Below are 11,955 nucleotides of genomic sequence, written 5' to 3'. Positions count from 1 at the left end.
CCCCATGTCTGATGAAGATCGAGACAACCCGCGGCGTGAGTTTTTGCGCAAATCCCTGACCCTGATTCCGGTCGTGACTCTGGCCGGAAGCGGTCTCGGCAGCACGGTGCTGCAAGCAGCGCCTGAAAGCGCGCCTGCCACAGCTCCGGCGAAAACGGCCGCCGTTGAGGCCAGCACTTATCAGCCGAGCTACTTCACCGCCGAAGAGTGGGCGTTCATCAATGCCGCCGTCGCGCAATTGATCCCCAAAGATGCGCAGGGTCCAGGTGCGCTCGAGGCCGGCGTGCCGGAATACATCGACCGTCAGATGAACACCCCGTACGCCGCCGGTGCTCTTTGGTACATGCAGGGCCCGTTCAATGCCGACGCCGCGCCAGAGATGGGCTGGCAGAGCAAACTGGTGCCAAAAGAGATCTATCGCCTCGGCATCGCCGCCACGGATCAGTGGGCAAAATCCATCAACGGTAAAACATTTGCCGAGCAAGACAGCGCTACCCGAGACGATCTGCTCAAGCAGCTTGAAGCCGGAAAACCGCAATTCGACGCGGTTCCGGCGAAGATTTTCTTCAGCTTGCTGCTGCAAAACACCAAGGAAGGGTTCTTCTGCGACCCGATCCACGGCGGCAATAAAGGCATGGTCGGCTGGACCATGATCGGCTTCCCCGGCGCCCGCGCCGATTTCATGGATTGGGTGGAACGCAACGAGCAGTACCCCTTCCCGGCAGTTTCGATTCGCGGCGAGAGGGCGTGAGCATGGCAACGGTAATGAAGAAGGTCGACGCAGTGATCGTCGGTTTCGGCTGGACAGGCGCGATCATGGCCAAGGAGCTGACCGAAGCCGGACTCAACGTGCTGGCGCTGGAACGCGGACCGATGCAGGACACCTACCCGGACGGCAACTATCCCCAGGTGATCGACGAACTCACCTACAGCGTGCGGAAAAAACTCTTCCAGGACGTTTCCAAGGAAACCGTCACCATCCGTCACAGCGTCAACGACATCGCCCTGCCGAACCGCCAACTGGGCGCGTTCCTGCCGGGCAATGGCGTGGGCGGCGCCGGTTTGCACTGGTCGGGCGTGCACTTTCGGGTCGACCCGATCGAGTTGCGCATGCGCAGCCACTACGAAGAGCGCTACGGCAAAAGTTTCATCCCCAAGGACATGACCATCCAGGACTTCGGTGTCAGCTATGAAGAGCTGGAACCGTTCTTCGATTTCGCCGAAAAAGTCTTCGGCACCTCCGGCCAGGCCTGGACCGTGAAAGGCCAATTGGTCGGCCAGGGCAAGGGCGGCAACCCGTACGCACCGGATCGCTCGAACCCGTTCCCGCTGGAAGCGCAGAAGAACACGGTTTCCGCACAGCTGTTCGGCAAAGCGGCTACCGAAGTCGGTTACAAACCCTACAACCTGCCTTCCGCGAATACTTCAGGGCCGTACACCAACCCTTACGGCGCGCAGATGGGCCCGTGCAACTTCTGCGGTTTCTGCAGCGGTTACGTCTGCTACATGTATTCCAAGGCGTCGCCGAACGTGAACATTCTGCCGGCGCTGAAACCGCTGCCGAATTTCGAACTGCGGCCCAACGCCCACGTCCTGCGGGTCAACCTCGACAGCACGAAAACCAAGGCCACCGGCGTCACCTACATCGACGGCCAGGGTCGCGAGATCGAGCAACCGGCGGATCTGGTGATCCTCGGCGCGTTCCAGTTGCACAACGTGCGCCTGATGCTGCTTTCCGGCATCGGCAAACCCTACGACCCGGTCAGCGGTGAAGGCGTGGTCGGGCGCAACTTCGCCTACCAGAACATGGCCACCATCAAGGCGTTCTTCGACAAGGACACCCACACCAACAACTTCATCGGCGCCGGCGGCAACGGTGTGGCGGTGGATGACTTCAACGCCGACAACTTCGATCACGGACCGCATGGCTTCGTCGGTGGCTCGCCGATGTGGGTCAACCAGGCCGGCAGCCGACCGATCGCCGGCACCTCCAACCCGCCGGGCACTCCGGCCTGGGGCAGTGCGTGGAAACGCGCCACCGCCGATTACTACACCCACCAAGTGTCGATGGACGCCCACGGCGCGCATCAGTCCTACCGTGGCAACTACCTCGATCTGGACCCGGTGTACCGCGATGCCTACGGCATGCCGCTGCTGCGGATGACGTTCGACTGGCAGGAAAACGACATCAAGATGAACCGCTTCATGGTCGAGAAAATGGGCAAGATAGCCGAGGCCATGGGCCCGAAAGCCATCGCCGTAATCGGCAAGAAAGTCGGCGACCACTTCAACACCGCGTCCTACCAGACCACCCACCTCAACGGTGGCGCGATCATGGGCACCGATCCGAAGACCAGCGCGCTGAACCGCTACCTGCAGAGCTGGGACGTGCACAACGTATTCGTCCCGGGCGCCTCGGCATTCCCGCAAGGCCTGGGCTACAACCCGACCGGCCTAGTTGCCGCGCTGACCTACTGGTCGGCGAAAGCGATCCGCGAGCAATACCTAAAAAACCCCGGCCCGCTGGTTCAGGCTTAAGGAGCGATGACCATGAAGACTCTCGTTATCGCGACCCTGGCCCTGCTCGGCAGCACTGCCGTTCATGGCGCCGAAGTTGATCAATCCTTGATCAAGCAAGGCGAATACCTCGCCCGAGCCGGCGACTGTGTGGCCTGCCACACGGCCAGGGACGGCAAGCCGTTCGCCGGTGGCCTGCCGATGGAAACCCCGATCGGCACGATCTACTCGACCAACATCACCCCGGATAAAACCGGCGTCGGTGACTACAGCTTCGAGGATTTCGACCAGGCCGTGCGGCATGGCGTGGCCAAAAACGGCAGTACCTTGTACCCGGCAATGCCGTACCCGTCCTACGCCCGTGTCAGCGAAACCGACATGCAGGCGCTTTACGCCTACTTCATGCACGGCGTGGAACCGGTGGCGCAAGAGAACAAGGCCAGCGACATCCCGTGGCCACTGAGCATGCGCTGGCCGCTGATGGGCTGGCGCTGGCTGTTCGCACCGAAGGTCGAGGATTACAAAGCCGCGTCGGAGGATGCCGTCGTCAGCCGTGGGGCGTATCTGGTGGAAGGCCTCGGACATTGCGGCGCCTGCCATACGCCACGGGCCCTGACCATGCAGGAAAAATCCCTGAGCGCGGCCGAAGGCAGCAGTTTTCTGTCAGGCAGTGCGCCGCTGGAAGGCTGGATCGCCAAGAGCCTGCGCGGCGACCACAAGGACGGTCTCGGCAGCTGGAGCGAAGAACAACTGGTGCAATTCCTCAAGACCGGTCGCAGCGACCGCAGCGCGGTGTTCGGCGGCATGAGCGACGTGGTCACCCACAGCATGCAGTACATGACCGACGCCGACCTGACCGCGATTGCCCGTTACCTGAAATCGCTGCCGGCCAATGATCCTGCCGACCAGCCGCACCAGTACGACGAGAAAGCCGCCAAGGCACTCTGGAACGGTGATGACAGTCAACGTGGCGCGTCTGTGTACATCGACAACTGCGCGGCGTGCCACCGCACGGACGGCCACGGATACACCCGGGTGTTCCCGGCGCTGGCAGGCAATCCGGTGCTGCAATCGGACGACCCGACCTCGCTGATTCACATCGTGTTCAAGGGCGGCACCCTGCCTGCGACGCACGCAGCGCCATCGACCTTCACCATGCCGGGTTTCGCCTGGCGACTGTCGGATCAGGAAGTGGCGGATGTCGTGAGCTTTATTCGTGGAAGTTGGGGTAACAAGGGCTCCACCGTCACCGCAAAAGATGTTGCCAAGTTACGTACCGACGATATGACTACAACATCAGCCGGTGATCTTGGACAAGTAACAAACCACAACTAAACGCAGTAACCCCTGCATGATCAGTCATGCAGGGGTTATTTATTTAATGGCTGTTACGGATTGGTAATACTGGCATAGGCTTTGGCCAGAGCAACCAGTTTGGCTCGATCCTGCTCACCGATTTCACCGTCACGATCCACATCGTGCTCCAGACGGCCGATGCTGAAGATATGGCCGCCATCCCGGGAGGTCGCGGTGACAAAAATCGGATCAACCAGCATTTCGGTCTGCACGCCAGCCTCGGCATCCCATCCCAGTTCCTTACGCGCCAGTTGCATGGAAACCAGTGTATTGGGTTCCGATGGACCGGGCTGCATCAGTTGCAGAAAAATACCGCGCGAATTAAAAAACGACATCATCAAATCCTTTTGTCTTTTATATAGTCAAGTGGTGTGAAGCGAAGTGGATACTACGAACTTGAACAGTAAACGAACAGCCAACTTATGTTTCTTCAATTTGCACAACTACAACTTTAGCTCTAGACAAACTTGCAACTAACCGCTCGATTTATTGATCGACGGCTGAACGGTAGTGGATCATCCGCCACCTTGCGGATACTGTATGCATGTACAGACAAAGGACACCCGTGATGACCAGCCCCTTGCCCCCGCGCGGTCGCGGCACCGCGACCAACCCGCACAACCGCTTCGCGCCGAGTCGTTCGGTGGCCGAGGATGACGGCTGGTTTCAGGAAGTGCCTTTGACCCAGGGCACCGAAGTCAGCTTCGAAACCGCGAAGACCATCATCACCCGCAACACCTCGCCGGACCTGCCCTTCGACCGCTCGATCAATCCCTATCGCGGCTGCGAGCACGGCTGCATTTATTGCTATGCACGACCCAGCCACGCCTATTGGGACATGTCGCCGGGGCTGGATTTCGAAACCAAACTGATCGCCAAAACCAACGCCGCCCAAGTGCTGGAAGAACAGCTGGGGAAAAAAGGCTATCAATGCGCGCCGATCAACCTCGGCTCCAATACCGATCCCTATCAGCCGATCGAACGCGAACACCGGATCACCCGCCAGACCCTCGAAGTGCTGCTGCGCTACCGGCATCCGGTGACCATCGTCACCAAGGGCTCGCTGATCCTGCGCGACCTCGACCTGCTCACCGAACTGGCGCAACAACGGCTGGTGGCGGTGATGATCAGCCTGACCACCCTGGACGACGAACTTAAACGCATTCTCGAGCCCCGCGCCGCCGCGCCCAAGGCCCGGTTGCGGGCAATCCGGGTCATGCGCGAGGCGGGGATTCCGGTCGGTGTGCTGTGTTCGCCGATGATTCCGATGATCAACGACAGCGAAATCGAAAGCCTGCTGACCGAAGCCCACGCCGCCGGTGCCCAGAGCGCGGCCTACATGATGCTGCGCCTGCCGCTGGAGGTGGCGCCGCTGTTCGAGGAATGGCTTGAGGCACACTACCCGCAACGTGCGGCGCATGTGCTAAGCCTGATCCGCCAGAGCCGTGGCGGCGAGCTTTACGACAGCCGTTTCGGTGCCCGGATGCGCGGCGAGGGTCCGTTCGCCGATCTGCTCGCCCAGCGCTTCGCCAAAGCGATCAAGCGCCTGGGGCTCAATCACCGCGAAGGCTTCAACCTCGACTGCACAGCCTTCTGTCCGCCGGGTCGCCAGATGGCGCTGATTTAGGGTCAATTGGCCTATGGTTGAGAGGAAGGAATGCTTGGCCCGGTTTACGCCGGTCACGTTTTTTGTGACCTGGAACACACGTTCTAGAGCGCTTGATTCAGTTTGAGTTAAGTTTCGGCGGTTACCTTGTTCATCGAGTGACTGACGGGTCGGGATGACCCGGATGTTCTAAACAGCCACTGGCTTCACACCGGAATACACGGGAACGACTCCCCGAATCCGCCAATGAGGATGAATCATGAGTGACAAGGATAAACAGCCGTTGGCTGCGTCGGCGCAAGCCGCCCCTGTGGCGGAATCCGCCGATGCAGCGTTGAATCGTATCGTTGACGGCTTTTTGCATTTTCATCATGAGGTCTTTCCGCAGCAGGAAGAACTCTTCAAGAAACTCGCCACGGCCCAGTCGCCACGGGCCATGTTCATCACCTGCGCCGATTCGCGCATCGTGCCCGAACTGATCACCCAGAGTTCGCCCGGCGATCTGTTCGTGACGCGGAACGTCGGCAACGTGGTGCCACCCTACGGCCAGATGAACGGCGGCGTTTCCACCGCCATCGAATATGCGGTTCTGGCACTTGGCGTGCAGCACATCATCATCTGCGGCCACTCCGACTGCGGCGCCATGCGCGCGGTGCTCAACCCGGACAGCCTGGAAAAGATGCCGACGGTCAAAGCCTGGCTGCGCCACGCCGAAGTCGCGAAAACCATGGTGCATGACAACTGCAACTGCGCCGACGAAAAAGAAAGCATGCCGATCCTCACCGAGGAAAACGTCATCGCCCAACTGCAGCACTTGCGTACCCATCCTTCGGTAGCCTCGCGCATGGCGAACGGTCATCTGTTCATCCATGGCTGGGTCTACAACATCGAAACCAGCGAAATCAAAGCTTACGACGCGGATCAGGGATGCTTCCTGCCGCTCGACGGCAGCCATCCGATCCCGGTGGCGACGCCCAAAGCGCGCTTCTAAATCCTCCTAAAAATCCGTGTGGTTTGACGCCGGCCGCTGTTTCAGCGGCCAGGCCTTGCCACGCCTGAAGAAAACTTCGGGAGTATCGCCATGCGTGCGGCTCAATTGAAAGCTATGTTGCCACGGGAGCTGCTCGCTTCAGTGGTTGTGTTTCTGGTCGCGTTGCCGCTGTGCATGGGCATTGCCATTGCGTCAGGGCTGCCGCCGGCCAAAGGCCTGATCACCGGGATCATCGGCGGTCTGGTGGTGGGCTGGCTGGCGGGGTCGCCGTTGCAGGTCAGCGGGCCGGCGGCGGGTCTGGCGGTGCTGGTGTTCGAGCTGGTGCGCCAGCACGGCATCGAAATGCTCGGGCCGATCCTGCTGCTCGCCGGTTTTCTGCAACTGGTGGCCGGACGGCTGAAGCTCGGTTGCTGGTTCCGGGTCACGGCGCCAGCGGTGGTGTACGGCATGCTCGCGGGGATTGGCGTGCTGATTGTGCTGTCGCAAGTGCATGTGATGCTCGATGCGTCACCGAAACCCTCCGGCCTCGACAACCTCACGGCATTCCCCGGCGCAGTGGCGCAGGCCTTGCCGTCCTTAGGCTGGCAGGCCGGGTTGCTCGGGCTGTCGACCATAGCCGTGATGTGGTTGTGGGAGAAATTCCGCCCGCATTCGCTGCGCTTTATTCCGGGCGCGCTGCTCGGGGTCGGGCTGGCGACAGGCGCCAGCCTGCTGTTGGCGTTGCAAGTGAAACGGGTTGAAGTGCCAGAGAACCTGGCCGAAGCCATCGACTGGCTGAAACCGGCGGATCTGCTCAGTCTCGCCGATCCAACGCTGCTGATCGCCGCATTCGCCGTGGCCTTCATCGCCAGCGCCGAAACCCTGCTGTCCGCCGCTGCGGTGGATCGCATGCACAGCGGCCCGCGTTCGGATTTCGACCGTGAGCTGTCGGCGCAAGGTGTCGGCAACATGCTCTGCGGTCTGGTCGGCGCGCTGCCGATGACCGGGGTGATCGTGCGCAGTTCGGCCAACGTCCAGGCCGGCGCCACCACACGCTACTCGACGATTTTCCATGGCCTGTGGCTGCTGGCGTTCGTGCTGTTGCTGTCGAGCGTGTTGCAGAGCATTCCGGTGGCGAGTCTGGCGGGCGTTCTGGTCTACACCGGCTTCAAACTGGTGGACCTCAAGGCATTCCGTGGTCTGGCCCGATATGGCCGGATGCCGATGTTCACCTACGCCGCCACAGCACTGGCGATCATCTTCACCGACCTGTTGACCGGCGTGCTGATCGGTTTCGGTCTGACCCTGGTGAAACTGGCGTTCAAGGCCTCACGCCTGAAAATCAGCCTGATCGATCTGCCGCAGGACGGGGAAATGGAGTTGCGCCTGGTGGGCGCCGCGACGTTCCTCAAAGTGCCGGCACTGACTCAGGTACTGGGCAGCATTCCGCCGGGCACCACGGTGCATGTGCCGCTCAATAACCTGAGCTACATCGACCATTCGTGTCTGGAACTGCTCGAGGAGTGGGGCCGGGCGAATGCGGCCAAGGGGGCGAAGCTGTTGATCGAGTCGCGCGGGTTGAAACGACGGCTCGAGGGGCGGATCCGCACCACCACCGGGATCGGAGCGGCGGGCTGAAAACATTTGGGGGAACAGAGCAATCTGTTCCCCCAATCGTTTGCGCCGGGATCAAGCCGCAGGCTGATCCAGCTCCAGGCCCACGCCCAGACGGCGGCTCATGCACGGCCAGCGTTTCCACGCCGCACCGGTGTCCGGGCTGCTGAGTTTCTCGCGGTAGGCTTCCACCGACTCCAGCGCAAAGCTGTCGTCGTCGAGCATGCTGTCCACCGCGTGATGCACCACTTCGTCGAGTTGGTTGGCAAATTCCTCACCGATCAGTTGGTGAGCAATCAGATTGGCGACCGTCATGTCCAAGGGGATCAGTGGCTGGCCGAAATGCTTGATGTACAGGTCGTTGACCTCTTCGACAAAACGGTGCGCCAGATAGGCTTCGTCCAGCAGACTGTCCAGGCCCACGGGCGGCTGGATGAAGTACTGCTCGGCGATTTTCAGCACCGGTTTGATCTGCGATTCGATTCCCGCTTCCCTGGCGACTTCATTGGCTGCATCCAGCAGGTCTGGCACTTCGTCGATGTAGGCGGCGACAAACCGCGTCAGCACGCCGTTGGCGTCGGTTTCCGGCAACTGGATGGCCGGGTGCAGGTGTTGCAGTTGGGCTTCCAGCTGACGGGTCAGCTTTCCGGTTTCAATCTCGTGTTGTCGGGCTATGTGGATCTGCTCGCGCAATGCGGCGGTGTTCATGAAAACTCCAGGAAACAAGGCAATGAAATAGGGAAGACATAACTTAGCTGGCTTACGAAAAATGCTAAGACGCATTTGTCATAATTATTTCATCCTTGATGCACCGGCGTTATATCGGTTTGCCAACACTCGTCTGCATCCTTCTCCATTCGTGCCCTGGAACGCAAGCGTCAGCTGTTCCATACGATTTACGTCCTCACATTGCATTTCTCAGCGGCTGTCTATACTCGCCATTGAATGGAGTTAGCTGATGACGCCCGACTGCCCACGCAGCAAGGCCCGGCGATTCAAGTTCGTAGTCTGATGCAGCCGCTCCCTTGCCTCTGGTGAAAGCCGGCGGGATAACAAGAACGATAAGGGGAACCCGCAATGATGCGACATCCACACGTCTGGATGGGCCTCCTGTTGTGGTCGATTTTCAGCCCGGTGCAAGCTGCCTGGACTGTGAATATGGCGCCTGGAGCGACTGAAATCAGTCACGCAGTATTCGACCTGCACATGACCATTTTCTGGATCTGTGTGGTGATCGGGATCATCGTCTTCGGCGCCATGTTCTGGTCGATGATGGTGCACCGCCGTTCTACCGGGCAGGTCGCCGCAAAATTCCACGAAAGCACCACCGTCGAAATTCTCTGGACCGTCGTCCCGCTGCTGATCCTGGTGGCGATGGCCGTTCCGGCGACCGCGACCCTGATCAAGATGTACGACACCAGTGAGCCGGATATCGATATCCAGATCACCGGTTATCAGTGGAAGTGGCACTACAAATACCTGGGCCAGGACGTCGAGTTCTTCAGCAACCTGGCCACGCCCGCCGAGCAGATCCACAACAAGGAAGCCAAGGGCGAGCATTACCTGCTCGAGGTCGACAAGCCACTGGTGCTGCCGACCGGCGCCAAGGTGCGCTTCCTCGTGACCTCCGCCGACGTGATCCACTCCTGGTGGGTGCCGGCCTTCGCGGTCAAGCGCGATGCGATTCCCGGGTTCGTCAACGAAGCCTGGACCCGCATCGACAAGCCGGGCCTCTACCGTGGCCAGTGCGCCGAACTGTGCGGCAAGGACCACGGCTTCATGCCGATCGTGGTCGACGTCAAGGAGAAGGCCGACTACGAAAAATGGCTCGCCGAGCGCAAGGCCGAAGCGATGCAGCTCAAGGAGCTGACCAGCAAGGAATGGACTCTCGACGAGCTCAAGGAGCGCGGCGACAAGATCTACCACACCACCTGCGTCGCCTGTCACCAGGCCGAAGGCCAGGGCCTGCCGCCGATGTTCCCGGCCCTCAAGGGCTCGAAAATCGCCACCGGCCCGAAAGACGCGCACCTGAGCATTGTCTTCCACGGCAAGCCCGGCACCGCCATGGCGGCGTTCGGCAAGCAGTTGTCGGAAGTCGATATCGCAGCGGTCGTGACCTACGAACGTAACGCCTGGGGCAACAACAAGGGCGACATGGTCACGCCAAAAGAAGTGCTGGAGCTGAAACAGGCGGAAAGCAAATGAGCCGGTCTATTGCGTACTTCGTGAACCGGTCGGGGCCCTGCGTCCCGGCCTGCCCAGTCCACTCACTTGAAGGAGACCGGCCATGAGCGCTGTCATCGATGACCACGGTCATGCCGACCACGACCACGCCCACGGCCCCGCCAAAGGCCTGATGCGCTGGGTACTGACCACCAACCACAAGGACATCGGCACGCTGTACCTGTGGTTTGCGTTCTGCATGTTCCTGCTCGGCGGCTCGTTCGCCATGGTGATCCGCGCCGAGCTGTTCCAGCCCGGACTGCAGATCGTGGAACCTGCGTTCTTCAACCAGATGACCACCATGCACGGCCTGGTGATGGTGTTCGGTGCGGTGATGCCGGCGTTCGTCGGCCTCGCCAACTGGATGATCCCGTTGATGGTCGGTGCGCCGGACATGGCCCTGCCGCGGATGAACAACTTCAGCTTCTGGCTGCTGCCGGCGGCGTTCCTGCTGCTGGTCTCGACCCTGTTCACCCCCGGTGGCGGGCCGAACTTCGGCTGGACGTTCTACGCGCCGCTGTCCACCACCTATGCCCCGGAAAGCGTGACGTTCTTCATCTTCGCCATCCACCTGATGGGGATCAGTTCGATCATGGGCGCGATCAACGTGATCGCCACCATCCTCAACCTGCGCGCCCCCGGCATGACCCTGATGAAAATGCCGCTGTTCGTCTGGACCTGGCTGATCACCGCGTTCCTGCTGATCGCGGTGATGCCGGTGCTGGCCGGGTGCGTGACGATGATGCTGATGGACATCCACTTCGGCACCAGCTTCTTCAGTGCTGCCGGCGGCGGTGACCCGGTGCTGTTCCAGCATGTGTTCTGGTTCTTCGGCCACCCCGAGGTGTACATCATGATCCTGCCGGCCTTCGGTGCCGTCAGCCAGATCATCCCGACCTTTTCGCGCAAGCCGCTGTTCGGCTACACCTCGATGGTCTACGCCACGGCGAGCATCGCGTTCCTGTCGTTTATCGTCTGGGCGCACCACATGTTCGTGGTGGGCATTCCGCTGGTGGGCGAGTTGTTCTTCATGTACGCGACGATGCTGATCGCGGTGCCGACCGGGGTGAAGGTGTTCAACTGGGCCAGCACCATGTGGCAGGGTTCGATGACCTTCGAGACACCGATGCTGTTTGCCGTGGCGTTCGTGATCCTGTTCTCCATCGGCGGTTTCTCCGGGCTGATGCTGGCCATCGCCCCGGCGGACTTCCAGTACCAGGATACCTACTTCGTGGTCGCGCACTTCCACTACGTGCTGGTGCCGGGGGCGATCTTCGGGATCTTCGCGTCGGCCTATTACTGGCTGCCGAAATGGACCGGTCACATGTACGACGAAACCCTGGGCAAGCTGCACTTCTGGCTGTCCTTCGTCGGCATGAACCTGACGTTCTTCCCGATGCACTTCGTGGGCCTGGCGGGCATGCCCCGGCGGATTCCGGACTACAACCTGCAGTTCGCCGACTTCAACATGGTCTCGTCGATCGGCGCGTTCATGTTCGGCGCCACGCAGATCTTCTTCCTGTTCATCGTGATCAAGACCATCCGTGGCGGCGAGCCGGCTCCGGCCAAACCGTGGGATGGTGCCGAAGGTCTGGAATGGAGCGTGCCGTCTCCGGCGCCGTATCACACCTTCACCACGCCGCCGGAAGTGAAATGAACCCTGTAGCCG

10 protein-coding genes are annotated in these 11,955 nt (G+C 60.8%); 8 read left to right on the top strand and 2 right to left on the bottom strand.

Annotation, left to right across the window (positions count from 1 at the left end; all coding sequences use genetic code 11):
- Nucleotides 1-4: 4 nt before the first annotated feature.
- Genes CAF74_RS24575 through CAF74_RS24565 form a run of 3 tightly spaced genes read left to right on the top strand, consistent with a single transcriptional unit; the run spans nt 5 to nt 3,852 of the window.
- Nucleotides 5-751, top strand: a complete 747-nt coding sequence (locus tag CAF74_RS24575) for a gluconate 2-dehydrogenase subunit 3 family protein (RefSeq protein WP_085748057.1) — start codon at nt 5-7, stop codon at nt 749-751.
- Between the two features lie 2 nt (nt 752-753).
- Entirely contained in the window at nt 754-2,538 is a 1,785-nt protein-coding gene (locus CAF74_RS24570; RefSeq protein WP_007953975.1) for a GMC family oxidoreductase, read from the top strand.
- 12 nt (nt 2,539-2,550) lie between these two features.
- Complete coding sequence (locus CAF74_RS24565; protein WP_085748056.1) at nt 2,551-3,852, top strand: cytochrome c; 1,302 nt, start codon at nt 2,551-2,553, stop codon at nt 3,850-3,852.
- Between the two features lie 53 nt (nt 3,853-3,905).
- Here CAF74_RS24565 and CAF74_RS24560 read toward each other — a convergent pair whose 3' ends face one another.
- Nucleotides 3,906-4,208, bottom strand: coding sequence for a hypothetical protein (locus CAF74_RS24560; protein ID WP_085748055.1), 303 nt, complete (start codon nt 4,206-4,208; stop codon nt 3,906-3,908).
- A 233-nt stretch (nt 4,209-4,441) separates the two neighbouring features.
- Here CAF74_RS24560 and CAF74_RS24555 point away from each other — a divergent pair, with 233 nt between their 5' ends.
- From CAF74_RS24555 to CAF74_RS24545, 3 genes are all read left to right on the top strand, one after another.
- On the top strand, nt 4,442-5,500 hold the full coding sequence (locus CAF74_RS24555) for a PA0069 family radical SAM protein (RefSeq protein ID WP_085748054.1): 1,059 nt from the start codon (nt 4,442-4,444) through the stop codon (nt 5,498-5,500).
- Nucleotides 5,501-5,738: 238 nt separating this feature from the next.
- Entirely contained in the window at nt 5,739-6,470 is a 732-nt protein-coding gene (locus CAF74_RS24550) for a carbonic anhydrase (protein WP_039764830.1), read from the top strand.
- A gap of 90 nt (nt 6,471-6,560) precedes the next feature.
- Nucleotides 6,561-8,087: a SulP family inorganic anion transporter gene (locus CAF74_RS24545; RefSeq protein WP_085748053.1), complete on the top strand. Its 1,527-nt coding sequence runs from the start codon at nt 6,561-6,563 to the stop codon at nt 8,085-8,087.
- Between the two features lie 51 nt (nt 8,088-8,138).
- Here the strand turns inward: CAF74_RS24545 and CAF74_RS24540 are convergent, their stop codons facing one another.
- Nucleotides 8,139-8,771 (bottom strand): hypothetical protein, encoded by a 633-nt coding sequence (locus CAF74_RS24540; protein ID WP_007953981.1) that lies wholly within the window; start codon nt 8,769-8,771, stop codon nt 8,139-8,141.
- Nucleotides 8,772-9,140: 369 nt separating this feature from the next.
- Here CAF74_RS24540 and coxB point away from each other — a divergent pair, with 369 nt between their 5' ends.
- On the top strand, nt 9,141-10,268 hold the full coding sequence (gene coxB / locus CAF74_RS24535; RefSeq protein ID WP_085748052.1) for a cytochrome c oxidase subunit II: 1,128 nt from the start codon (nt 9,141-9,143) through the stop codon (nt 10,266-10,268).
- A gap of 82 nt (nt 10,269-10,350) precedes the next feature.
- Entirely contained in the window at nt 10,351-11,943 is a 1,593-nt protein-coding gene (ctaD, locus tag CAF74_RS24530) for a cytochrome c oxidase subunit I (protein WP_007953983.1), read from the top strand.
- Nucleotides 11,944-11,955: the final 12 nt, after the last annotated feature.

This window comes from Pseudomonas sp. R45(2017) (assembly GCF_002112305.1).
GTDB classification, from domain to species: domain Bacteria; phylum Pseudomonadota; class Gammaproteobacteria; order Pseudomonadales; family Pseudomonadaceae; genus Aquipseudomonas; species Aquipseudomonas paraglycinae.
This window is presented reverse-complemented; position numbering and strand designations above follow the sequence as displayed.

Coding starts and splice junctions, on each gene's coding strand:
- CAF74_RS24575 (WP_085748057.1), top strand. CDS start 5: ATGTCTGATGAAGATCGAGACAACCCGCGGCGTGAGTTTTTGCGCAAA.
- CAF74_RS24570 (WP_007953975.1), top strand. CDS start 754: ATGGCAACGGTAATGAAGAAGGTCGACGCAGTGATCGTCGGTTTCGGC.
- CAF74_RS24565 (WP_085748056.1), top strand. CDS start 2,551: ATGAAGACTCTCGTTATCGCGACCCTGGCCCTGCTCGGCAGCACTGCC.
- CAF74_RS24560 (WP_085748055.1), bottom strand. CDS start 4,208: ATGTCGTTTTTTAATTCGCGCGGTATTTTTCTGCAACTGATGCAGCCC.
- CAF74_RS24555 (WP_085748054.1), top strand. CDS start 4,442: ATGACCAGCCCCTTGCCCCCGCGCGGTCGCGGCACCGCGACCAACCCG.
- CAF74_RS24550 (WP_039764830.1), top strand. CDS start 5,739: ATGAGTGACAAGGATAAACAGCCGTTGGCTGCGTCGGCGCAAGCCGCC.
- CAF74_RS24545 (WP_085748053.1), top strand. CDS start 6,561: ATGCGTGCGGCTCAATTGAAAGCTATGTTGCCACGGGAGCTGCTCGCT.
- CAF74_RS24540 (WP_007953981.1), bottom strand. CDS start 8,771: ATGAACACCGCCGCATTGCGCGAGCAGATCCACATAGCCCGACAACAC.
- coxB (WP_085748052.1), top strand. CDS start 9,141: ATGATGCGACATCCACACGTCTGGATGGGCCTCCTGTTGTGGTCGATT.
- ctaD (WP_007953983.1), top strand. CDS start 10,351: ATGAGCGCTGTCATCGATGACCACGGTCATGCCGACCACGACCACGCC.